The sequence below is a fragment of the uncultured Reyranella sp. genome (assembly GCF_945957355.1).
Classification (GTDB): Bacteria; Pseudomonadota; Alphaproteobacteria; order Reyranellales; family Reyranellaceae; genus Reyranella.
In genome coordinates, this window is sequence record NZ_CAMFKM010000004.1 from 162,968 (window position 1) to 184,528 (window position 21,561).

The following is a 21,561-nucleotide window of genomic DNA, read 5'->3' on the forward strand; positions in this document are numbered from 1 at the left end:
ATGCCCGGCGGATCCTGGCGTGGAGCGCTCGGGGCAGTTTTGCTGTGCCCGACTGTCGTCGCCTGTGCGGGGTCGGAGACGGCCCCGGTTTGCGCACTCCCGCTCAAACCGGCGGTCGAGGTCAATCTCTACTTTGGCCGCGACAAGCCGGCAGGCGGGGAGGTGAGCGATGCGGAATGGGCATCGTTCCTCGCCGACACGGTGACGCCGCGGTTCCCGGCCGGCCTCACGGTGATCGATGCGCGGGGCCAGCATCGCGATCCGGCGGGTGTCGTCGGAGCCGAGCGTACGAAGCTCCTGGTGGTCGTCGTCTTCGACGCGCCGGCGCATCGGCCCAAGGTCGCCTCGATTGTCGAGACCTACGCGACGCGCTTCGGCCAGCATGAGGTCTTCCGGGTCGAGCGGCCGGTCTGCGCTGGCTGACGGGTGCTCCGGCGCGCGCTAGATTTCCGACGTAGTTCCCTTTTCAGGAGAGCCAGCCCATGAGCAAAGACATGAAGGCCCGCAAGACAGTCGCGCTCGCCACGCCGACCGATCTGGGTGAGAACGCCACCAAGGATCTAAGCGGCGGCTTGAACATCCTGCTGGCGGACGTGGCCGCATTGTACTGGAAGACCAAGAACTTCCACTGGCACATGTCCGGCCCGAACTTCCGCGACTACCATCTGCTGCTTGACGAGCAGGCAACCGAAATCGACGCGATGACGGACGTGATCGCCGAGCGCGTGCGCAAGCTCGGCGGCACGACGCTGCGTTCGATCGGCCATATCTCCCGGCTGCAGCGAATCCTCGACAACGATGCCGACTATGTGACTCCGCTGGACATGCTCGCGGAGCTGCGTGACGACAACAAGCAGCTCTGCGTCCACATGCGCACGCTCCACGAACTCTGCGACGAGCATGGCGACATCGCGACGGCCAGCCTCATCGAGAACTGGATCGATGAGACCGAGAAGCGCGTCTGGTTCCTGTTCGAGACGACGCGCCGCACCGAAGGGTGAGGCGAGGGGCTGAGCCGGGTGCCTATTGGCGCTCGGCCCAGCCGATCATCTTGCCGATGAAGGCGTCGCAGGCATCCATCTGCGACTTCGCGACGAACTCGTTGGGCTGGTGGGCCTGCGAGATGTCACCCGGTCCGCAGATCACGGTCGGGATACCGTGGCTGCGGAAGATGCCGGCCTCGGTGCCGTAGGGCACGGCATAGGTACGATTGCCGCCGGTCCATTGCAGCGCGAGCTTGGCGGCTTCCTCGTTCTCCTGCGGCAGCAGGCCAGGCACGAAGGAGCGGCGTTTCATCTTGATGTCGGCGTCGGGGTGCTTGGCCTTCATCTTCGGCAGAAGCAGTTCGGCGACATACGCTTCGGCTCGGCGCTGTACCTCCCAAGGGTCGTCACCGGGCAGGGTGCGGTAACCCCAATTCAGCGTGCATTCGCGGGCGAGGATGTTGCCCGCCGTGCCACCGGTCACGATGCCGACATTGATCGTGGTGTGGCCGGGCACGGTGTCGATGTCGGTGCGCTTGCGGCCGGCCAGTTCGACCTGCAGTTCGTTCAGCCAGTGAATGAAGTCGCCGGCGAAGTGGATTGCGCTGACGCCGAGATGGGTCATGGAGGAGTGGGCCTCGACCCCGGTGAAGGTGGCAATGATACCGCCGCCGGCGTTCTGGGCGTTGACGACGCCCATCATGGTGGGTTCGCCCACGATCACCGCCTGCGGGCGAGGCACGTTGCCGACCAGCTTTTCCGCGAGTGCGTGCGCACCGAGGCAGCCGATCTCCTCATCGTAGCTGAAGGCGAAATGCATCGGCACCTTGAGCTTCGCCTTCTTGAGAGCGGGCACATGGGCGAGGCAGGCGGCGATGAAACCCTTCATGTCGCAGGTGCCGCGGCCATAGAGGTTGCCATCGGCCTTTTCGGTCAGCGTCCACGGATCGGTCTCCCAGGCCTGTCCGTCGACCGGCACGACGTCGGTATGGCCCGACAGGACGATGCCGCCCTCGGCCTCGGGGCCGATCGAGGCGAACAGGTTGGCCTTGGTGCCTTCCTGGTTGGGGACCAGCGTGCTGCGGATACCGTGATCGTCCAGGTAGGCCTGAATGTATTTGATCAGGTCTAGGTTGGAATTGCGCGAGGTGGTGTCGAACGCCACCAGGCGCTGGAGCATGTCGATGGAACTGGATGTCATGGAAGCAGCGTCGCATGCTTCAGCGGGGCCAGCCAAGAGCCTGTAAAACCTCGTGAATTCATGGTGTCGTTTGACACTCCAGGGACCCGCCGCTAGAACCGCCCGGCATCCGTCGTGGTTAATGGTCGCCGGGGTCTTAACGGGTCTGCGGAGGGGTGGCCGAGTGGCCGAAGGCGGCGGTTTGCTAAACCGTTATAGGGAGATAATCCCTATCGTGGGTTCGAATCCCATCCCCTCCGCCATTTCCCTCGTGTAGCAGGTTCGCCGCCCTCAGCATGAGGGTGACGAACGTCAATGGGCCAGCAGTCTCCGTCCGGCGGGAAGGCCGTCTCGAGGTGCCGCCGCTAGTTGAGGCTCGGTGACTTGCCCTCGCAGGCATCCGCAATGGCGGCCGACAGGGATGTCACCCACTCCGCATTGGGCGCATTCACGAAGTGACCCAGATGGTCGCTGCCCCAGCAGATTGGCACGCCGGCAGCCAGCGAGATGCTGCTGCACCAGTCGCCAATCTCGCCACTCAGTACCTTCGGAACGTAGATCTTGAGCATCGTCGATCTCCTGTCAAAAGGATCGATGGACGGCCGCTCAACAATCAATGCAATTTGCACGCCATTCGTGGGTGCAAGACGGGGCAAACGCCCCGTACATCTATTCTGCTCTGAAAATCAGTCGCTGACGAGCTTGCCTCGGATGGATCGTAACGAATCGGATGCCGTTTGTGGCAGTTGTCCCGTGCGTGAAGGGGACCATTCGATGGCTCTCTCGCTCACCAATGGCTCCCTCCGCGTGGTCGCGGCAATTTCCGGCGCTTGAGCATACGCGACCAAAAGGGCGGCAAAAGCCGCCGCCAACAGCCCCAAGCTGAACGCAACTGTTCTATCCATTTCACACCCACTCAGTTCGGGGCGCGTCCCACTTCGCCCCTGTCCCGCGGGCGACATACAATGATTGCATCATCGGCGCAATATTTTAGTTCGTGTGACTAGTAGGAAGCAGCCATGGGCCCATTGCACGGCGACACCGGACTGGATGCAATGTGTCTGCAGGGGATTGACCGGAAATTTCAGGCCTGTAGGGATTGCTGCAACGTGAATCGAACGAACATCGAGGAAACCTCAATGACACAGAAGACAGCGGCAGCGACCAGGAAGGCGGTCCGCCCGGATCTCGACGCCGAACTGAACAATCTGGCGATGTCGAAGGAGGCGCAGCCGCTGTTCGATGCCGTGAAGGCACACATCGCCGAGAACGTCGCGCCGATCACCGAGGAGTTTTTCCGCCTGGGCGAAGGCCGCAAGGATCGCTGGAGCTGGGCGCCGGGCCAGCTGGAGCTGCTCGAGGGCGCCAAGAACAAGGCCAAGGCCTCGGGGCTGTGGAACTTCTTCCTGCCGCACTCCGAGATCGGCCGCGGCCTGACCAACCTCGACTACGCCTACATCGCAGCCGAGCTGGGAAAATACCAACTCGCTTCGGAGTCGCTGAACTGTTCCGCGCCGGACACCGGCAACATGGAGGTGCTCGAGAAGGTCGGCACCCCGGAACAGAAGGAGAAGTGGCTGAAGCCGCTGCTCAACGGCGAGATCCGTTCGGCCTATGCCATGACCGAGCCGGGTGTCGCTTCGTCGGATGCCAAGAACATCGCCACGCGGGCCGAACTGGTCGGTGACGAATGGGTGATCAACGGCGAGAAGTACTACATCTCCGGCGCAGGCGACCCGCGCTGCAAGATCATGATCGTCATGTGCAAGACCAGCCCCGACGCCTCGCCGCAGTTCCAGCAGTCGCAGATCCTGGTGCCGATCGGCACGCCCGGCCTTGAGATCGTCGGGCCGATGACCGTGTTCGGCCACGACCACGCGCCGCGCGGCCACATGCACCTCAAGTTCAACAATTGCCGCGTCCCGGCCTCTAACATGCTGCTGGGCGAAGGCCGCGGCTTCGAGATCAGCCAGGTCCGCCTGGGGCCGGGCCGGATCCATCACTGCATGCGCTCCATCGGCGCGGCGGAGAAGGCGCTCGACCTGATGGTCAAGCGCGGCTCTACCCGTACCGCCTTCGGCAAGCAGCTGATCGCCCTTGGCAAGAACCTCGAGCTGGTGAGCCGCGCCCGCATCGAAATCGAGGCGATGCGCCTCATGGTCCTGAAGGCTGCCAAGGCGATGGACGTGCTGGGCCATCGCGAGGCTCGCGTCTGGATCAGCATGGTCAAGGCGATGGTGCCCGAGAAGGTCTGCACCATCATCGATCAGGCGATGCAGATCCATGGCGCCACCGGCATCTCGCAGTGGTCGCCTCTGTCGGAAATGTACGTGAACCAGCGTCATCTGCGCTTCGCCGACGGCCCGGACGAGGTCCATCACATGGTGGTGGGCCGCGCCGAGATCAGCCGGCACTGAGCCGATATCCGGGCCTGGCCTTGACAGGCCGGGCCCAGCGTAATTTTGTTACGTGATGTTACGAGACGGGAAGATCGGATGAAGGCGACGAGGACATCCCTACAGGCGGCCATGGTGCTTCTTCCGGTGCTGCTGGGCGGCTGCGAGGCAGCGAGTTCCATGGCCGGCGCTGGCCTGTCCGATCCCAAGCTGATGAAGAGCATCAACGACGCCTACGAGGCGCGCGACAACTGCCTGGCCGCGAACGTCCACCTGGCCGATGCCTACAGCGCGAATGCCCAGTCGCTTGCCGCCAATGTGGCGGCGTCCTGCCAGACCCAGACCGATGTGCTCAACGCCCTCAGCAATCCCCATGGCGATCCGCGGATCACATCGGCGATCCAGAAGGATTCGAGCTTCCGGGCGATGGGCTATGTGCTGAAGGCCCGCGGCCAGGGCTGACGGGCGCCCTCAGACACGCCGCCACATCGGCGGGCGCTTCCTCACCGGATCGAGCAGCGACCAGTCGCCCTGCTCCACGACATGGCCCTTGGGGAAGGGTGAGCGCGGCTCCTGGCCGAGCGAGCGCATCACGCGGTCGTCGCGGTAGTAGCAGAGCAGTACCACGCGATTGAGGGTGAAGAGGGGAGCTCCACCTTCCTGCTTGAAGCGGGCCGCGACCTCGCCGCGGCGCTCCGCGGTGAGAGCGGAGAAGGCACCGCCGGACAGCGTGACGAGCTGCTGCAACGCGGTCTTTGCATCGGCGGTGTCGCGTTCCAGGCTCTTCAGGATATCGGCGAAGATCAGATCGTCGTCGGCGCCCGGCACGCCATGGGTGGCGCTGGCGGGGATCATTAGGCCGGCCAGGGCGTGCAGGTCGCGGGTCTCGGCGTCGGTCAGGGTCTCGTAGGTCATGACGTTGGGCCTCAGTCGAAGAGCGTGGCGTCGGCGAGACGCCGCTTGATGTTGTCGGCGATATAGAGCGCCAGGGCCTGGATGGTGGAGGTCGGGTTCACGCCGCCCGATGTGACCCAGATGCTGCCGTCGACGATGAACATGTTCTTCACGTCGTGGCTGCGGCCCCATTCGTTGACAACGGACCGCTCGGGATCGGTGCCCATGCGGGCCGTGCCCATCAGGTGCCACCCGGCATTTAGCATCGGCGCATCGCTCCCGACGTTCTTCGCGCCGGCCGCTGCGAGGATCTCTTTCGAACGCGCAACGCCGTGGGCCATCATCTTCTTCGTGTTTTCGCCCAGCGTGTACTCGATCTTCGGCGCGGGAATGCCATTGCTGTCCTTCAGCACCGGATCGAGCGTGACCCGGTTGTGCTCCTCGGGCAGGTCCTCGCAGATCGCCGAGAGGCCGAGCTTGCGGTTTAAGATGGTGCGATAGACATCATGGTGCGCCTCGCCCCACGGCAGGAAGCCGCGCGCGGTATTGGCGATCGCATCGACGATCGTGCCGGCGCCGCGATGGAGCTGCAGCGTGTAGCCGCGCACGAAACCACGGGCCCGGTCGGTCTCGTAGAATTCCTGGCTCCACAGCGAGAGCTGCGCGCCGGTGTTGCCGTCGATCGGCTCGTCGACATAGCCGTAGGTGTGGGCGAACGGGTGGAACATCAGGTTCCTGCCCACCAGCCCGCTCGAATTGGCGATGCCGCTGGGGAACTTGGCGGACACGGAATTGAGCAGCAGGCGCGGCGTGCCGATGCCGTTACAGGCCACGATCACCATCTCGGCCGGCTGGAAGTGCTCCTTGCCCTCGGCGTCGTAGTAGATCGCGCCAGTCGCGAGACCGTCTGGACCCACCGTGATCTCGCGGACGCGTGCGCGGGTGCGCAATTCGACGCCGGCACGGATCGCGTGCGGCCAGTAGGTGACGTCGGTGCTGGCCTTGGCGCCCTGGGCGCACCCCGGCGTGCAGTGGCCGAGATTGATGCAGGGCGCGCGGCCGTCATACTCGGTCGTGGCGATCGCCGAGTCCGATGGCCACCAGTGCCAGCCGAGCTTGTTCATCGCCTCGCCGAAGCACTTGCCGGTCTTGCCCAGTGGCAGCGGCGGCATCGGCAGCACATGGTGCGGATAGGCCGGGTCGCCCTCGAGGCCCGCGACGCCCGTCATGCGGTCGTTCTCGGCAAAGAACGGCTCCAGGGTGGCGTAGTCGACGGGCCAGTCGTCGGCCACGCCGTCCAGCGTCTTCACCCTGAAGTCCGACGGGTGCAGGCGCGGATAGTGCGCCGTGTACATGATGGTGCTGCCACCGACGCCGTTGAAGTTCACGACCTGGATCGGCGAGGTGCCGTTGTTGATCGGATAGTCGGTCTCGCGGGCGCGGCGGTTCGGGTTGATGGCGAAGTCGCCGAACAGGCGAGCCTCCCAGTCCCGGCCGTTGGTCGGGTAGTCCGTGGGCTTCACCCAGTCGCCCTGCTCGAGACAGAGGATCCGCATCTTCGTGTCGGCGAGGCTCCAGGCCACCGCCGCCCCCGAGGCGCCGGAACCGATGATCAGGACGTCGACCTTTTCGTGCATGGCGTTCTTCCGTTAGCGGGCGAGATGCTGGCTTATGGCTTGGGCGGCAAGGGCGTGGCCGCGGGCATTCCAGTGGCCGTCATTGGCGAAGTGGTAGGACAACGGGGCAAGTTGTGCCTCCAGGACCGGCTGCAGGTCCAGTACGTCGATGCCGCGCCGCTGCAGGGCGACGACGAAGGCCGTATGGACGCGATTCTCGATGGCCTGGGAGTGGGAATTGCCGACCCAGAGGGCGCGCGACGGGATGAGCACGACCAGCGTTCGATACTGCTCCGCGATCTGCTGGAGTCTGTCGGCCGATGAATCGATGGCGGCGGGGTCGTAGTCGTTCTTGGCGATCCCCTCGAGGTTCGGCACGATCAGGCCCGCTTTGACCGCAATGTCGCGCAGCCAGGGCGTCTGCTGAACGGCGGTGACGGCGAAGAGGTAGAGGGCCGAATGGCTCGACAGCCAGTCCTTGAGCGTGTCGCCGTTGTCCGGCGGCGGTTCTTCCGGCGGGTCGCTGCCGTACAGGTGGAGATCGTTCTCCATGCAGATGGCGATGACGACACGGCCGGCCCTGGAGCCGAGCTTCCTCGCGTAGTCGAGGAGGGCCGCGTAACCGTCTATGTCCGTCGGGGTCGAGAGGTTGAAGGTCCGTCGGCCGGTGAGGATCTGGAGCTGCTCGGAAAAGCGGTCCTGGGCTTCGACGCCCCAGCCCCAGGTGAAGGAATCGCCCACGACGAGGATGTCGTCGGAACCCGCGGTCGCGACATCGTTGGCGTCGCGCAGTCCGTGTGAATTGATGCGAATGGCCACGTCATAGTCGCCGGTATTCTTGACCTGGCGGGCCTCCAGGCCGGGCTTTCCGAGGACCAAGGAGCCGACCGGGTAGGTGAATTCGAAGCGGCCGGACGGGTCGAAGGCAGGGAGAAGCAGGCGGGTCAGGCCCTCGGCGAGACCGATCCCGACCGCGAGGCCGGCCAGGATGGCAACGGCCGACAGGACGCTGCGGCGTTTCCGGCCGGTTTCGACTCGTGGCATCTGGGGACTGGTTTCGACGCTCATGTTCAAGCAAGACTGTCGCCAGAATATCAGCGAGGAAAGAGCCTTCCCATGCCGGATACAACCCTTGCGCGGCCTGCGGCCACAAAGACCGAGCATTTCGATGTCGTCATCGTCGGCGCCGGCATTTCCGGCATCGGCGGCGCCTATCATCTCACCCACCAGATGCCGGACCGCAGCTTCGTCATCCTGGAGACGCAGGAGAGCTTCGGCGGGACCTGGCTGACCCACAAGTATCCGGGCATCCGCTCCGACAGCGACCTCCACACGTTCGGCTATCGCTTCAAGGCCTGGAAGGGCAAGCCGATCGCCACCGCGCACGAGATCAAGACCTACATGGGCGAGGTCATCGAGGAAAACGATCTGGCGCGGCATATCCGCTACCGCCACCGCATCGAGTCCGCGTCCTGGTCGAGCAAGGACAATCTCTGGACCATCGAGGGCGTCCGCACCGACACGGGCGAGGCGGTCCGCTTCACCGCCAACTTCCTCTGGATGTGCCAGGGCTACTACCGCCACTCCGTCGGATACACGCCGGAATGGAAGGACATGGAGAGTTTCAAGGGCCGGATCGTCCATCCCCAGACCTGGCCGGAGGACCTCGACTATGCGGGCAAGAAGATCGTCGTGATCGGGTCGGGCGCGACCGCGGCGACGGTCATCCCGGCGATGGCCGACAAGGCCGGCCATGTGACGATGCTGCAGCGGACGCCGACTTATTTCATTCCCGGCCGCAACGCCATCGAGCTTGCCGAGACGCTGCGCCAGCTCGAGGTCGATGAGGAATGGATCCACGAGATCGTGCGCCGCAAGATCCTGCACGACCAGTCGGTGTTCACCCGTCGCTCCTTCGAGGAGTCCGACAAGGTGCGGGCCGAGCTGCTGGCCGGGGTTCGTGCCCATGTCGGGCCGGACTTCCCCATGGAGCCGCATTTCACGCCCAGCTACCGTCCCTGGCAGCAGCGCATTGCGTTCGTGCCGGACGGGGACCTCTTCAAGGCCGTCCGTTCCGGCAGGGCCTCGGTGGAGACCGACGAGATCGATCGCTTCGTCCCGGAGGGCATCCTGCTGAAGTCGGGCAAGGTGCTCGAGGCCGACATCATTGTGACCGCGACCGGCTTCCACCTGTCGGTGATGGGCGACATCGCCTTCGCGGTGGACGGCAAGCCGGTCGACTTCGCCGAGACCGTGACCTATCGCGGCATGATGTTCACCGGCGTACCCAATATGATCTGGGTTTTCGGCTATTTCCGCGCGAGCTGGACCCTTCGTGCCGACCTGGTGGGAGACTTCGTCTGCCGCCTGCTGGATCACATGGACAAGCACCAGGCCCGCAAGGTCGAGGTCGCCCTGCGGCCGGAGGACAAGGACATGGCCTTGTTGCCCTGGATCGATCCCGAGAACTTCAATCCGGGCTACCTGATGCGCGGCATGCATCTCCTGCCCAAGCGCGGCGACAAGCCGGAATGGCAGCACACGCAGGATTACTGGAACGAGAAGAACGTCTTTCCTGCCATCGACCTGGAGGACAAGGCGTTCGTCTACGGCTGATAAGTCGGCCGATCCAAGGCTCGGGGGAGCGGGGATGAAGCAGGGCAACACGCGCCGTGTCATTGCGGCGGGCGCGATCGGCAACGTGCTGGAATGGTATGATTTCGCGGTCTACGGCTACTTCGCCGCCGCGATCGGACGGGCCTTCTTCCCCAGCGAGGACGCCGTCGCCCAGGTCCTCGCAGCCTTCGGAATCTTCGCCGTGGGCTTCCTGATGCGTCCCATCGGCGGTGCGGTGATCGGGGCGATCGGCGACCGGCTCGGCCGCCGCGCAGCGCTCACCTTCTCCGTGGCCGCTATGGCCATTCCGACCTTCCTGGTCGGCGTGTTGCCCGACTACCAGACGCTCGGAATAGCCGCGCCGATCCTGCTGACGCTTCTCCGCATGATCCAGGGCCTGTCGGTGGGCGGCGAGTACACGACGTCCATCATCTTCATCATCGAGCAATCGCCGCCCGACCGGCGCGCCTTCGTGGGCGCTCTGGGGTGCTGCGGTGCGGTCGGCGGCATCCTGTTGGGCTCGGCGACGGGGGCGCTTCTCGCCTCGGTGATGTCGGAGCAGGCGCTGGAAAGCTGGGGTTGGCGTTTGCCGTTCCTGCTCGGGCTGGTCGTCGGCATCGCCGGTGTCGTGCTTCGCCGGCACGTCCCTGAGTCGCCGCGCAAGGCCTCCGCCAAGTCGCCGTTGCTCAACACCGTGCGCAACCATGGCCCGCTGCTAGCCAGGCTCGCCGCGCTCTCGGTGTTCAACTCTGTCGGCTTCTACCTGATGTTCGTCTACATCGTGAGCTGGCTGCAATCCGCCGATGGCATTGCGCCCGCGACGGCGCTGGCCATCAATTCGACCAGCATGGTGGCGATGCTGCCGGTCATGGTCCTGATGGGCTGGTTGTCCGACCATTACGGCCGCCGTCCCGTAATGCTGGGGGCTGCGGCACTGGGCTTCGTCGGCGCGGTGCCCTTCTTCTGGCTGATGCACCATGGGCAACCCGGGCTGGTCGTGCTGGGGCAGCTCGGCTTCGTATTGTCGGTCGGGGCGTTCATCGGAGGCCAGCCTGCCCTGATGGTCGAGGCCGTGCCGGCAGAGATCCGCTGCACTGCTATCGCGCTGGGCTACAACGTGACCCTCGGCGTCCTCGGCGGCTTCAGCCCGCTGGTCGCCACCTGGCTCGTCCACCGGACGGAGAACGACTACAGCCCGGCCTTCATGATCATGGCCGCCGCGGCGATCTCGTTCGCGGCCATCCTGAAGTTCGACGAGACCCACAGGCTGAAGCTGCAGGCCGCGTAGACGGATAAAGAATTACTGCAGCTTGATGCCGGCTTCGGCGATCAGCTTGCCGAGCAGCTCGCGCTGGCCGGCGATCCAGGTCCGGAACTCGGCGGGCGTATTGGCGACCAGATCGGCGCCTGTAGGGTCGAGGCGCTCCTTCACCTTCGGATCCTTGATGGCTTCAGCTACCACCGCCTGCATCCGGTCGACCAGGGCCGGCGGCGTGCCGGTGACGGCGAACAGGCCGTTCCAGTCGTTCAGGTCGAAGCCCGGATAGCCGCTTTCGGCCAGCGTCGGAACGTCGGGGAAGGCCACGGAGCGCTTCAGGCTCGTAACGGCGAGCACGCGCGCGCGTCCGGCGGCGACGGGCGGGCGGATGGAGTTGGTGGTGATGATCACCGAATCGACGGCGCCGGCACCGATGTCGCGCGCTGCATCGGCGCCGCCGCGATAGGGTACGTGGATCAGCTTGATGCCCGCGCGACGCTGCAGTTCCTCGCCGGCCATGTGGGCCATCCCGGCCGCGGGCGGGGTGCCGTAGCTGATCGTGCCGGGCCTGGCCTTCGCGGCCGCGATGAATTCCTGGATCGTCTTCGACGGAAAATCCTGCTTCACGGCGACGACCTGCGGGAAGCTCGCGAGCTGGGTTACCGGGAGCCAAGTCTGCGCATAGTCGAAGGGCAGGTCCTTCATCAGCAGGGGATTGGTGATCTGGTTGGCGGCATCGACCAGGAAGGTCTGGCCGTCCCGTGGCGCTTGCAGCACGGCGTTGGCTGCGACCACGGCATTGCCACCGGTGCGGTTGTCGATGATCACCTGCTGGCCGATGATCTCGGCCACGCGCACGCCGATGTTGCGGGCTACCGTGTCGGCCGCGCCGCCGGCGGCGAAGGCGACGACCCAGCGCACCGGACCCTTGGGCCAGTCGCCCTGGGCAAAGCCCTCGCGCGCGATGAAGGGGGCCGCGAGGCCCCCTGCAAGGACGCCGCGCCTTGAAATGCGGCTCATGACTTCGGCTCCAGCAGTTCGGGCACGACCCAGAGCGCGGGTTCGCCCCGGGCGACCCTCTGGACGTTGTCGAAGCCGTTGCGCAGGCGGGTGATGTTGCTCTCGAAGGTCGGCCCGGCGAGATGCGCCGTCAGGACGACGTTGTCGAGCTTCAGAAGGGGATTATCCGGCGGGGTCGGCTCCTCGTCGAACACGTCGAGGCCGGCGCCGAACAGGCTGCCGGAGGACAGGGCAGCGATCATCGCCTTTTCGTCGATCACGGGCCCGCGCGAGGTGTTCACGATGATCGCCGACTTCTTCATGGCGGCGAGCTCGTCCTTGCCGATCATGTGCCGGGTCGAGTCGTTCAGAGGCACGTGCAGGGAGACGATGTCGGAGTGCTTCAGGATTTCCGGCAGCAAGCGGAAGCGGACGCCGAGCGCGTCTTCCTCTTCCTCCTTGAGGCGGGCGATGTCGTAGTAGTGGACAGTCATGCCGAAGGCGAGGGCGAGCTTCGCGACCTTCTTTCCGATCGTGCCGAGGCCGATGATACCCAGCACGCGGTTGCGCACCTCGTGGACGGTCGGCGGCGAATTGCCATGCCAGCGGCCGGCCGTGACGTTGCTGTGCTGGGTGATCAGCCGCCGCGAGACCGCCAGCATCAGCAGCATCGCATGCTCGGAGACGGCGACCGAGTTGGCGCCGCCATTGGCGCAGAGTGGCACGCCGCTCTTGCGGGCCGCCTCGAGGTCGGCGCGGTCGTAGCCGGCGCTCAGCATCTGCACGAGCTTGAGGTTCGGGGCGTCCTTGTAGAGCTGTGGTGTCACGTACTGCTGGATGAAGCCCACGAAGTAGTGCGCGCCGGGCAGGGCGGCCTTCTGCTCCGGCGAATTGTGCAGAGCCTTGACGATCTCGTAGCCCTTGGGGGCGAGGTCGTCGACCATGGACAGGGTGTCCTTGGGTCCGACGACGAGTACGCGTTCGACCATAACCATTCTCCTCAGACGACTTTCTCGAGTTTCTGCAACGAGCGCAGGTATTTCGGCACCGGAGTGCCGGGGAAGGTGCTCGGCCAGTTGGTGTAGCTCACCTCGCCGACATAGATATCGCCACGTGAATCGACGGCGAGGCCGTGCGGTGACAGGAACCGGCCGGCCTGTTCGCCTGGTCCGTCCTGGCCACCGAGGCGGGCCAGCGTCTTGCCCTTCGCGTCGACGATCGACAGGCGGGGGCCGAGATTGGTGTGCTTGCTGTTCACCGGCATGCCCGGCCCCAGCTCGCCGATGATGAAGGTCGGGTTGTGTGCGCCGCCGCAGCATTAGAGCGCGCAAGGGCGGTGCATGTTGTTCCACTGCGTCTCGTACCTGCCGTTGCCGTCGAACACCTGCACGCGGTGATTCTCCCGGTCGGCGACATAGACCCAACCGTTTTCGTCGGCGGCGATGTTGTGCGGGATGTTGAACTCGCCGGGATCGGTCCCGGTCGTGCCCCAGCACATCAGGTGCTTTCCGTCGGGTGAGTATTTGTGGACGCGGCTGTTGCCGTATCCGTCCGAGACGTAGATCTCGCCCTGGGGCGAGAGGGCCGTATGGGTGCAGCGGTTGAACGGCCTGCCGCTCAGAAAGGGCGCAGGCTGGTCCGGCACGCCGATCGTCATCAGCACTTTGCCCTCGGTCGTGACCTTGCGGACCGTGTGGTCGCCGTCGTCGGTGCAGTAGAGATTGTCGTCGCGGTCGATGTGGATGCCGTGGGCCCGGTTGAACAGTCCTTCGCCCCATGAGCGCAGGAAGTTGCCATCCCGGTCGAACACCATCATCGGATGTTCGCCGCGGTTGAAGACGTAGACCCGGTCCTTGCTGTCGACGGCGACGGCGGCGACATCGCGGAACTCCCAGCCGTCGGGCAGCTTCGCCCAGTTCTCGACGACACGGTAGCGGTGCTCGCCGCTGCCCAGCACGACCGACATGCGAGTGCTCCTCAGTGGCCGGCGAGGACGGCGTCCGAGATCTTCTCGGCCGTCATCAGGGTGGGGAAATTCGTGTTGGCACAGGGCACCACCGGGAAGACGGAAGCGTCAACTACGCGCAGCCCCTGGACGCCGCGCACCCGGCCCTGCGTGTCGACCACGGCCATGGGATCGTCGTCGCGACCCATCCGGCAGGTGCAGGAGGCGTGCCACACGCCGATCGCCGCCTTGCGCACGAAGGCCTCCAGCGCGTCGTCGTCATTGATCACCTGGTCGAAGGTGAAACCCTCGACCACATAGTTGTCGATCATATAGCGCCTGAGCGCTGCCGGTCCGTCCAGCATCGTGGCGATCAGACGGGTCAGCCACTTGTTCTTCGCGTTGACCACACCGATCTGGCGCACCCGGTCGCTGTAGGCGGCCGGGAAGGGCGCGTCGGTCACCTGGCGAAGTGCATCGGTCATCTGCACCGCGGCCATCAGCTTGAAGCCGCTCATCAGGCGATCGAGGTCGCGCTTGTCGGACAGAAGATTGAATTCGACCAGAGGCTCGCTGCGCCAGTCGCGCGAGGTAAGCCTGACCTGCCCCGTCTCGGAGTAGGTCTTGTTGATGAAGGTGAGCAGCGACCCGATCTGTTCACCGACGGCGTGCCACGCCGACTTGCTGGCGACGGCCACGAACATGTCGCCCTTGGGGACACCGGGCAGGTTGGACGAGTAGCGCAGGCCGACATGGATGTGGCGCCGCGTATGCTCGCGCAGGCGCGCGCGTCGCTTGATGAACGACGACAGTGCGATCGACGGATGGTCCATCAATCGCTGGCCGACGCCGGGCAGGGCGGACACGACCGGAATGCCGAGTTCGGCGAGTTGGCCTACGGGGCCGATGCCGGCTCGCATCAGATGCGCCGGGGAATGGATGGCGCCGCTCGACAGGATCACCTCGCGGGCGCGGAATTCCTGTTCCTGACCGGCCACCCGGGCCGTGACGCCGACGCAACGGGTACCCTCGAAGAGGAGAGACATGACCTGCGTGTCGGTCGAGATGGTGAGATTGGCACGCTTGCGGGTCTCGGTATCGAGATAGCCCATGGCGGCCGAGACGCGCCGCTCCTCGGCATTGGAGTGGGTGACCGGGAAGTAGCCGTCGACGAACTCGCCGTTCTGGTCGGGCAGGTACTTGAAGCCCTTGGCCTCGAAGGCGCGGCCGACGGCCTGGGCGTGGCCCGCCCACTTGTCGCGCGGGATGCGGCGCACGGGGATGCGGCCGTCCTTGCCGTGCAACGGTCCGTCGAAATCGAGGTCGCGCTCGACCTTCTTGAAATAGGGCAGGACGTCGTTCCAGCCCCAGCCGGCCGCCCCGCGACTCTCCCAATCGGCGTAGTCGGTCGGCGCGCCGCGGTTGGCCATCTGCCCGTTGATCGAGGAGCCGCCGCCCAGCACGCGGGCCTGCTCGTACTTGCGCAGCGGTGGCCGGTTCTCCTGCGGATTGTTGTGGCTGACGACCTGGGTATGGACCTTGAGTTCGGTCCAGTGGAAACGCGGATCGAAGTAGGCCGTGCCGGAATAGCTGTCGGCGATTTCCTTCGGCTCCCGGCCGGGCGGTGTATCCGGACCGGCCTCGCACAGAAGCACCTTGTTGGCGCTCCGGGCCGAGAGCCGATGGGCCATGACCGAGCCTGCCGACCCGCCGCCGACGATGATGTAGTCGTACACTTGGCGTTTCCCCGTTTATTGCGGCCACGCTAGCACGGATGGGGCCGGATGTGGTTGTCCGCTTGCCGGGTTGTGTGAAGCCTGCAATCGTCGGCAAAAGCAGCAAGGGAGGTTTCGTATGCCGGACGTTACAGCCGCAAACGCCACCTGCACTCTGATCGTCCCGAACGGGGAGTGCCTGTAATGGCTTACGATCTCGTCATTCGCGGCGGCACGGTCGTCGATGGTTCCGGCGCCCGGCGTTTCACCGCAGATGTCGCCATCAAGGACGGGATGATTGCCGAGGTCGGACACATCGCTCCCGCCGCGTCGCGTACTCTCGATGCCGACGGCTTGATCGTCTCGCCGGGATTCATCGACGGCCATACACACATGGACGCGCAGGTCGCCTGGGATCCGCTGGGAAGCTGTTCCTGCTGGCACGGCGTCACGTCGGTGGTGATGAGCAATTGCGGCTTCGCCCTCGCGCCGTGCAAGCCCGAGGACCGCGACCTCTATGCGCGCTGCCTCTCGGCGGTCGAGGACATCCCGACCGAGGCGATGGCCGCCGGCATCGACTGGACCTGGGAAACCTTCCCGGAATATCTCGCGACCGTCGAACGCCTGCCCAAGGCGATCAACTACGGCATGTACATCGGCCATTCGGCGCTGCGCATGTATGCGATGGGCAAGCGGGCCTTCACGGAGAAGGCGAGCGAGGACGAGATGGTCCGCATGGCCAACCTCGTAAAGGAGGCGCTGCGAGCCGGCGCCATGGGCTTCTCCAGTTCACGCGCCTCAACGCATGTGACGCCGGACAATACGCCGGTCGCCAGCCGCATAGCAGAGTGGGAGGAGATCGACCGTATCGTCGCGGCGATGGCAGAGCTCGATGCCGGCATCTTCCAGGTCGGCCCTGACATTGCGAGCGGCGCGGCGCACCGCGCCTTCCTCGCGCGGCTGCGCGAGGTTGCGCTGACCTACAGGCGACCCGTCATGTTCGGCGTGTTGGCCACCAAGCAGGGCGACGATCCCACGGGCTGGGCCTACCAGACGCGCTATATCGACGAGACCGTGGCGGCCGGCGGGCGCATGTTCGGGCAGGGCACGACACGGTCGATCAACGCGATCTTCTCTCTGAAGTCGTATCTGCCGTTCGATGTGCTGCCGGCCTGGCGCCAGGTCCGCGACCTGCCGATCGCGGAGCAGAAGAGGCGGCTGGCCGATCCCGGGGTGCGGCGCGAACTGGTGGCGGCCGAGGAGCGGATGAAGCCGCGCGACAATGTCTTCCAGGGAGGCGGCGCAGCGACCACCGATCCGCGCAGGCCGGACTATTCCAACCTGTATGCGTTGAACGGCGTCGACTGGGACGATCCCACGGTCGAGCAACTTGCGAGATCACGGGGGCAGCATCCGGTCGAAGTCATGATCGACCTGTCGCTGGCCAACGAGAACCAGGTCTATGTCCAGCCGCTGGTCAACGAGACACCGTCTGACGTGCTGGGCATCCTGAAGCATCCGCGCACCCTGGCGACCTTCTCGGACTCCGGTGCGCACGTCGCGCAGGAGATGGGATCGTCGCTGCAGACGCATCTTCTCAGCTACTGGGTGCGCAAGCGCGGTGCCTTCACCCTGGAGGAGGCGGTAAAGAAAATCACGCACGACAATGCCCAAGCCTGGGAACTGAACGACCGCGGCCTCGTGCGCGAGGGCTATCGCGCCGATCTCGTCCTGTTCGAGGAGAACGGCATCCGGCCCTGCCTGCCCACGGTCGAGCGCGATCTCCCCGGTGGCGCGCGCCGCCTGGTCCAGAAGGCCGAGGGCATCAAGGCGACCCTGGTGAATGGCGCCGTGGCGTTCGAGAACGGAGAGGCGACGGGCGCCTATGCGGGGACGGTGCTGAAGGGACGGCTCGCCGGCTGACGGGCTCTTGCCACTTCATCTGGCGAGGTCCAAGAGATTCCCGATAGTCTTGCAGGAGCGACGGTTCCCGCGGCCTGTCCCCGTGCGAGGCCGTGAGACCCTGACAAGCAGCAATGGAAGACACCGTCTACGACTATGAGAAGGGAATCCCGGCAGGATTCTACGACAAGGTCTATCGACAGGGAGCGGGCGTACGCTTCTCCTGGCACGACCTGAAGTTCCGGACGGTCGCGGCTCACCTCGGTACGCCGCAACGCGTTCTCGATATCGGGTGCGGTCCCGGCACCTTCATCGGCAACTATCTGACGGGCGTCGAGGCGCTCGGCCTCGACATCAGCGCCGCCCAGATCGACTACGCGACACGAACCTACGGAAGTGCGACGCATCGGTTTTCCACCCGGCCGCTCGCCAGCCTGTCCGAGACGGGCGAGCGTTTCGACGTGGTGACGATGGTGGAACTGATCGAGCATCTGGCGCCGGACGCGGCGATCCGACTGCTCTCCGACGCTCGCGCGCTGCTGGCACCCAACGGTATCCTCGTCGTCACGACTCCCAATTACAGGTCGCTGTGGCCTCTCATCGAACTCGGCGTTAACGCCCTGTCGCCGGTGAGCTATCTCGAGCAGCACATCAACAAGTACCGGCGGAGCCTGCTGGGCGAGCATCTCTCGGCGGCGGGCTATCGCGACGTCTCGATCAGGACGGCGCTGGGCCTCGCACCGTTCGCGGCCGTGTTCGGCCGCGGAACGGCCGATGCCCTGCACGCCCTCGAGGCCGGCGCGAAGCACTTCGGCATGGGCAATCTCCTTCTGGCCACGGCCCGTCCGTGACGCCGCTGCAGGGCCTGATCTGTCTCGTCGCAGCAGCGCTGATGCTGGTGGAGGTCGCCGCCCTCCAGTCGCGATTTGCCTTCCTGGTCGCAGGAGCGGCGACTGCTGTGGTGGCGCTCGCTCTCGTCCATGGCGAGGCGAAGCGGCGCGGGGAGGGGAGAGGTGCACTGCTTTATGCCGTGGGGCTCCTCGGAGCCGTCGGGGGCTATTGCTATCTCGCGCTGGCTCCTTCCGGAGCGATCTCGCCCCAGGACGAAGTCATCGAGTGGGGGCAGATGGACAAGCGTCCGCTGATCTTCGGCTATCTCGGTATCGCGGCCTTCATCGCCTTCCACTGGCTCTGGGTCGCCGTCGTTCAGGGCTCGCCAGCGGCCGCCCGCCCGAGTCCGGCCGCGGCCTCGGCGAGATGGCCCGTGCGCGTGCTGGGCGCGATCGGAATCGCGGGATTGGCGTTTTGCTGGATCGGTCTTCCGGCGCTTCGCGGTGCCGACGCAATTGGCGGTGACGGCCTCGCGAAGTTCTACGACGTCCACTCGCACGTTCACCTGAGCGCGCTGCAGCAGATCAGGCTCGGGGCGATTCCCTATCTGGAGGCGCAAACCCAGTACGGACCCGGAAACCAGCTGCTTCTGGGCGCCCTTACGGACTTCGTGCACTTCAGCAACCACGGCTTCCTTGCCGCCAACCTCCTGCTCAACGTCGTCTGCGTCATCGTCTTCTTCATCGTGGTCCAGCAGTTCCTGGGGTTTGGTTGGGCGGCTGCCGGGCTCGTCGGCTGGGTTCTCTGGCCGAGCCCCGCCCAGAGGATCGATCTGGCCGGATGGGCCGTACTCACCCGATGGGTGGCGATTCCCATTCTTTCGCTTTGGCTTGCCTGGCTGTTGTTGGGCGCGAGGTCGGCGAGGGGCAGCTGGGTGGCGGCGATGCTGGCAGGGGCGCTCTGGGGGCTGGGCGGCTTCCTCAGCCAGGAGAACCTGAGCGGCGGGCTGCTGGTGCTCATATTCTCGCTCGCCCTGCTCGGGCCAGCCACGGGAGTGTCGCCGAAGCGGCTCGCGGGGTTCGCAGGCCTGTTCGTTGTCGCGGGTGGCGTGACCTTCATGATGCTGGTCTCAGCCTTCGTGGGACCCTCGCACCTCTTCGAAGTGGTTGCGCTCGCGAATGCGAAGTCCAGCCTGGTGATGGCCGGCGTCTCCAATTCGATATGGTCCGACAACCTCGGTCTCCAACTCGCCTGGAACATCGTGGACGGGCGGCTGGAAACGGATCTGCGGGCGACCGGCGAGTTCAGGAATCTCATCCTCACCTACGCTCTGCTGTTCCTCTTCCTGCTCGCGCTCGGCCTGTTGGCGGCGTTTCTCGGACGACGGTGGAAAACGGCGGACGGGCCGACGCGGGAGTTCTGCGCGAAGTTCGCGGGCGTGGCGGTCGGCGCCTTCGTGATGCATTTGTTTGCGCTGCTGCGCTCGGACACTTCACATCTGGCGGGCCCGGCGTTCCTGTTGGCGCTGTTCCTCCTGATGTTGCCGGTCTTCTTCTGGCGCTGCCTGAAGCCGGGCAGGGCACGGACTCTGCTGATGGTCGTCTCGGTGGCCGTCATCGCCGAGGGAGCAGTTTCAGGGCGAGGCGAGGTCGAACGGCGGGGGGCGAGCCTCGGTTCAGTCTGGCGCGAGTCGGTGGCAGTGCTCGATCTCTATGGCGAGTTGCGCAGCCACCGAGGCGAGGTTTCCGATCTCGCCGGTCTCTACTCGCCGCTTCCCCGGATGCAGGCGGCCTTTCGCAACCATCCGGATTTTGCCGAGGTGGAAGAGTTTTTTGGCCTGCTGCGCGACCGCCTCGCGGGGCGGCCTGTCGAAATGGGGGCGTACAGGTTCGATGACCTCGTTGCCCATCCCGACACGTTCTATTTTCTGGGGGGCGTGCGCTCGCTCTCGGGTATCACCTCGCCGAAGAACAGCCTCTGGCTGCGGTCGGAGCAGGAGGCATGGATCGCCAGGATCGCCGGCATGGGCCGCGGCTGCCTCTTTTTTGACGCCGCTTCGAACAGGCAACTGGTCGATGCCTGGATGCGGTCGGTCAAGCCGCCCCAGACCATGTCGATCGAACCGATTGCAGGCCGGCGCGACTACGGCACGCTGGCCTGCAAGGTTGGTTCCTAGGAAATCTCTCGGCGCACGATCGCCGCGCCTTGGCTCAGGGCCTTGAGCTTTCCGAAGGCGGTGGCGCGCGGCAGATACTTCATGCCGCAATCGGGAGCGGGCAGGAGCTTGTCGGGCCCGACATGCTTCAGGCCGGCACGGATGCGCTCGGCGACTTTCTCAGGCGTCTCGATGACGGGATCGCTGAGGTCGATGACGCCCAGCATCACCTTCTTGGGGGCCAGATCCTTCAGCACGCCGAGGTCGAGCCTGGGCTGTGCGGACTCGATCGAGATCTGCTGGGCGATCGTGTCAGAGAGTTGTGGCAGGAACGAATAGCCGGTGGGCTTCAGGCCAGTCACCACGGCGGCATAGCCGAAGCAGAGATGGACGACGGTCGGCACGGTGATGCCTTCCAGGGCCCGGTTGATCGCCTTCACCGCGTAGCGCTCGGCTTCCTCGGGATTGTTGCGCAGCCAGGGTTCGTCGAGCTGAATCACGTCGGCGCCGGCCTTGACCAGCTCGTGCGCTTCCTCGTTCACCGCCGCGGCATAGTCCATGCACATCGCCTCGGCGTCCCTGTAGTACTCGTCCTGGACCTGCTGGCCCATGGTGAAGGGGCCGGGCAGGGTGATCTTGGCCAGGCGGTCGGTGTTGGCCCGCAGGAACTGCATGTCGCGCAACTCGACCGGCCCGGTGCGCCGGATCCTGCCCACGACCCGCGGCACGGGCGTGCGGTTGCCGCTGCGGTTCACGATCTCCGCCGGGTTCTCGTCGTCGATACCCTCCAACGCCGTCGCAAAGCGGTTGGAGTAGCTCTCGCGCCGCATCTCGCCATCGGTGATGACGTCGATCCCGGCACGTTCCATGTCGCGGATGGCGAGCAGGGTGGCGTCGTCCTGGGCCTGCTCGAGCCAGGGTTCCGGAACCCGCCACATGTCCTTGACGCGCGTGCGCGGTACGCCCTTGCTCAGCAGTTGGCGGTCGACCAGCCAATCCGGCTGGGGGTAGGACCCGACGACGGTGGTCTGCAAAAGCATTTCGCCCATCTGAATTCCATTTCTCGCGAAG

18 protein-coding genes, 1 tRNA gene and 1 pseudogene are annotated in these 21,561 nt (G+C 65.4%); 10 read left to right on the forward strand and 10 right to left on the reverse strand.

All coding sequences use genetic code 11. The annotated features are described in order from the left end of the window. A complete protein-coding gene (locus Q0Q48_RS08615) occupies positions 1-423 on the forward strand; it encodes a DUF3574 domain-containing protein (RefSeq protein WP_295136638.1) in 423 nt (140 codons plus the stop codon). A gap of 59 nt (positions 424-482) precedes the next feature. Then, positions 483-1,001, forward strand: coding sequence for a DNA starvation/stationary phase protection protein (locus tag Q0Q48_RS08620; protein WP_295136640.1), 519 nt, complete (start codon positions 483-485; stop codon positions 999-1,001). 22 nt (positions 1,002-1,023) lie between these two features. Here Q0Q48_RS08620 and argE read toward each other — a convergent pair whose 3' ends face one another. Then, positions 1,024-2,184: an acetylornithine deacetylase gene (argE, locus tag Q0Q48_RS08625; protein ID WP_295136642.1), complete on the reverse strand. Its 1,161-nt coding sequence runs from the start codon at positions 2,182-2,184 to the stop codon at positions 1,024-1,026. Between the two features lie 149 nt (positions 2,185-2,333). On the opposite strand from argE, the gene Q0Q48_RS08630 reads away from it, so the two are divergent. Beyond that, a tRNA-Ser gene (locus Q0Q48_RS08630) sits at positions 2,334-2,426 on the forward strand. 102 nt (positions 2,427-2,528) lie between these two features. Here Q0Q48_RS08630 and Q0Q48_RS08635 read toward each other — a convergent pair. Continuing rightward, positions 2,529-2,732, reverse strand: a complete 204-nt coding sequence (locus Q0Q48_RS08635; protein WP_295136644.1) for a hypothetical protein — start codon at positions 2,730-2,732, stop codon at positions 2,529-2,531. Between the two features lie 570 nt (positions 2,733-3,302). On the opposite strand from Q0Q48_RS08635, the gene Q0Q48_RS08640 reads away from it, so the two are divergent. Next, positions 3,303-4,580: an acyl-CoA dehydrogenase family protein gene (locus Q0Q48_RS08640; RefSeq protein WP_295136645.1), complete on the forward strand. Its 1,278-nt coding sequence runs from the start codon at positions 3,303-3,305 to the stop codon at positions 4,578-4,580. 78 nt (positions 4,581-4,658) lie between these two features. Then, entirely contained in the window at positions 4,659-5,021 is a 363-nt protein-coding gene (locus tag Q0Q48_RS08645; protein WP_295136647.1) for a hypothetical protein, read from the forward strand. Positions 5,022-5,030: 9 nt separating this feature from the next. Here Q0Q48_RS08645 and Q0Q48_RS08650 read toward each other — a convergent pair whose 3' ends face one another. Genes Q0Q48_RS08650 through Q0Q48_RS08660 form a run of 3 tightly spaced genes read right to left on the reverse strand, consistent with a single transcriptional unit; the run spans position 5,031 to position 8,137 of the window. Further along, positions 5,031-5,474 (reverse strand): hypothetical protein, encoded by a 444-nt coding sequence (locus Q0Q48_RS08650; protein ID WP_295136649.1) that lies wholly within the window; start codon positions 5,472-5,474, stop codon positions 5,031-5,033. A gap of 11 nt (positions 5,475-5,485) precedes the next feature. Then, positions 5,486-7,090, reverse strand: coding sequence for a GMC family oxidoreductase (locus tag Q0Q48_RS08655; protein ID WP_295136651.1), 1,605 nt, complete (start codon positions 7,088-7,090; stop codon positions 5,486-5,488). Positions 7,091-7,102: 12 nt separating this feature from the next. Next, on the reverse strand, positions 7,103-8,137 hold the full coding sequence (locus Q0Q48_RS08660) for an SGNH/GDSL hydrolase family protein (protein ID WP_295136653.1): 1,035 nt from the start codon (positions 8,135-8,137) through the stop codon (positions 7,103-7,105). A gap of 48 nt (positions 8,138-8,185) precedes the next feature. On the opposite strand from Q0Q48_RS08660, the gene Q0Q48_RS08665 reads away from it, so the two are divergent. Both Q0Q48_RS08665 and Q0Q48_RS08670 read left to right on the forward strand, forming a co-directional pair. Then, positions 8,186-9,685 carry an NAD(P)/FAD-dependent oxidoreductase gene (locus Q0Q48_RS08665; RefSeq protein ID WP_295136655.1) on the forward strand — a complete coding sequence of 500 codons (1,500 nt, stop codon included), beginning with the start codon at positions 8,186-8,188 and terminating at the stop codon, positions 9,683-9,685. Between the two features lie 34 nt (positions 9,686-9,719). Next, complete coding sequence (locus Q0Q48_RS08670; RefSeq protein WP_295136657.1) at positions 9,720-10,973, forward strand: MFS transporter; 1,254 nt, start codon at positions 9,720-9,722, stop codon at positions 10,971-10,973. A gap of 12 nt (positions 10,974-10,985) precedes the next feature. Here Q0Q48_RS08670 and Q0Q48_RS08675 read toward each other — a convergent pair whose 3' ends face one another. From Q0Q48_RS08675 to Q0Q48_RS08690, 4 genes and pseudogenes are all read right to left on the reverse strand, one after another. After that, complete coding sequence (locus tag Q0Q48_RS08675) at positions 10,986-11,963, reverse strand: tripartite tricarboxylate transporter substrate-binding protein (RefSeq protein WP_295136660.1); 978 nt, start codon at positions 11,961-11,963, stop codon at positions 10,986-10,988. Continuing rightward, positions 11,960-12,931, reverse strand: a complete 972-nt coding sequence (locus Q0Q48_RS08680; protein ID WP_295136662.1) for a D-isomer specific 2-hydroxyacid dehydrogenase family protein — start codon at positions 12,929-12,931, stop codon at positions 11,960-11,962. Before Q0Q48_RS08680 ends, Q0Q48_RS08675 begins: the two co-directional genes overlap by 4 nt. Before the next feature lie 11 nt (positions 12,932-12,942). Then, positions 12,943-13,908: pseudogene (locus tag Q0Q48_RS08685) on the reverse strand (peptidyl-alpha-hydroxyglycine alpha-amidating lyase family protein). Positions 13,909-13,919: 11 nt separating this feature from the next. Then, complete coding sequence (locus Q0Q48_RS08690; protein ID WP_295136664.1) at positions 13,920-15,623, reverse strand: GMC oxidoreductase; 1,704 nt, start codon at positions 15,621-15,623, stop codon at positions 13,920-13,922. Between the two features lie 183 nt (positions 15,624-15,806). Between Q0Q48_RS08690 and Q0Q48_RS08695 the strand changes: the two genes are divergently transcribed. From Q0Q48_RS08695 to Q0Q48_RS08705, 3 genes are all read left to right on the forward strand, one after another. Continuing rightward, positions 15,807-17,525 (forward strand): amidohydrolase family protein, encoded by a 1,719-nt coding sequence (locus tag Q0Q48_RS08695; protein WP_295136666.1) that lies wholly within the window; start codon positions 15,807-15,809, stop codon positions 17,523-17,525. A 113-nt stretch (positions 17,526-17,638) separates the two neighbouring features. Continuing rightward, positions 17,639-18,355 carry a class I SAM-dependent methyltransferase gene (locus Q0Q48_RS08700; protein ID WP_295136668.1) on the forward strand — a complete coding sequence of 239 codons (717 nt, stop codon included), beginning with the start codon at positions 17,639-17,641 and terminating at the stop codon, positions 18,353-18,355. Continuing rightward, entirely contained in the window at positions 18,352-20,511 is a 2,160-nt protein-coding gene (locus tag Q0Q48_RS08705) for a hypothetical protein (RefSeq protein ID WP_295136670.1), read from the forward strand. The genes Q0Q48_RS08700 and Q0Q48_RS08705 overlap by 4 nt, the downstream gene beginning before the upstream one ends. Here Q0Q48_RS08705 and Q0Q48_RS08710 read toward each other — a convergent pair. Further along, positions 20,508-21,539 (reverse strand): uroporphyrinogen decarboxylase family protein, encoded by a 1,032-nt coding sequence (locus tag Q0Q48_RS08710; protein WP_295136672.1) that lies wholly within the window; start codon positions 21,537-21,539, stop codon positions 20,508-20,510. The genes Q0Q48_RS08705 and Q0Q48_RS08710 overlap by 4 nt on opposite strands. Between the last annotated feature and the right edge of the window lie 22 nt (positions 21,540-21,561).

What these genes read in the sequence shown, in the direction of transcription:
- Q0Q48_RS08615 (WP_295136638.1), top strand. Translation starts at nt 1, where the DNA reads ATGCCCGGCGGATCCTGGCGTGGAGCGCTCGGGGCAGTTTTGCTGTGC.
- Q0Q48_RS08620 (WP_295136640.1), top strand. Translation starts at nt 483, where the DNA reads ATGAGCAAAGACATGAAGGCCCGCAAGACAGTCGCGCTCGCCACGCCG.
- argE (WP_295136642.1), bottom strand. Translation starts at nt 2,184, where the DNA reads ATGACATCCAGTTCCATCGACATGCTCCAGCGCCTGGTGGCGTTCGAC.
- Q0Q48_RS08635 (WP_295136644.1), bottom strand. Translation starts at nt 2,732, where the DNA reads ATGCTCAAGATCTACGTTCCGAAGGTACTGAGTGGCGAGATTGGCGAC.
- Q0Q48_RS08640 (WP_295136645.1), top strand. Translation starts at nt 3,303, where the DNA reads ATGACACAGAAGACAGCGGCAGCGACCAGGAAGGCGGTCCGCCCGGAT.
- Q0Q48_RS08645 (WP_295136647.1), top strand. Translation starts at nt 4,659, where the DNA reads ATGAAGGCGACGAGGACATCCCTACAGGCGGCCATGGTGCTTCTTCCG.
- Q0Q48_RS08650 (WP_295136649.1), bottom strand. Translation starts at nt 5,474, where the DNA reads ATGACCTACGAGACCCTGACCGACGCCGAGACCCGCGACCTGCACGCC.
- Q0Q48_RS08655 (WP_295136651.1), bottom strand. Translation starts at nt 7,090, where the DNA reads ATGCACGAAAAGGTCGACGTCCTGATCATCGGTTCCGGCGCCTCGGGG.
- Q0Q48_RS08660 (WP_295136653.1), bottom strand. Translation starts at nt 8,137, where the DNA reads ATGAGCGTCGAAACCAGTCCCCAGATGCCACGAGTCGAAACCGGCCGG.
- Q0Q48_RS08665 (WP_295136655.1), top strand. Translation starts at nt 8,186, where the DNA reads ATGCCGGATACAACCCTTGCGCGGCCTGCGGCCACAAAGACCGAGCAT.
- Q0Q48_RS08670 (WP_295136657.1), top strand. Translation starts at nt 9,720, where the DNA reads ATGAAGCAGGGCAACACGCGCCGTGTCATTGCGGCGGGCGCGATCGGC.
- Q0Q48_RS08675 (WP_295136660.1), bottom strand. Translation starts at nt 11,963, where the DNA reads ATGAGCCGCATTTCAAGGCGCGGCGTCCTTGCAGGGGGCCTCGCGGCC.
- Q0Q48_RS08680 (WP_295136662.1), bottom strand. Translation starts at nt 12,931, where the DNA reads ATGGTCGAACGCGTACTCGTCGTCGGACCCAAGGACACCCTGTCCATG.
- Q0Q48_RS08695 (WP_295136666.1), top strand. Translation starts at nt 15,807, where the DNA reads ATGGCTTACGATCTCGTCATTCGCGGCGGCACGGTCGTCGATGGTTCC.
- Q0Q48_RS08700 (WP_295136668.1), top strand. Translation starts at nt 17,639, where the DNA reads ATGGAAGACACCGTCTACGACTATGAGAAGGGAATCCCGGCAGGATTC.
- Q0Q48_RS08710 (WP_295136672.1), bottom strand. Translation starts at nt 21,539, where the DNA reads ATGGGCGAAATGCTTTTGCAGACCACCGTCGTCGGGTCCTACCCCCAG.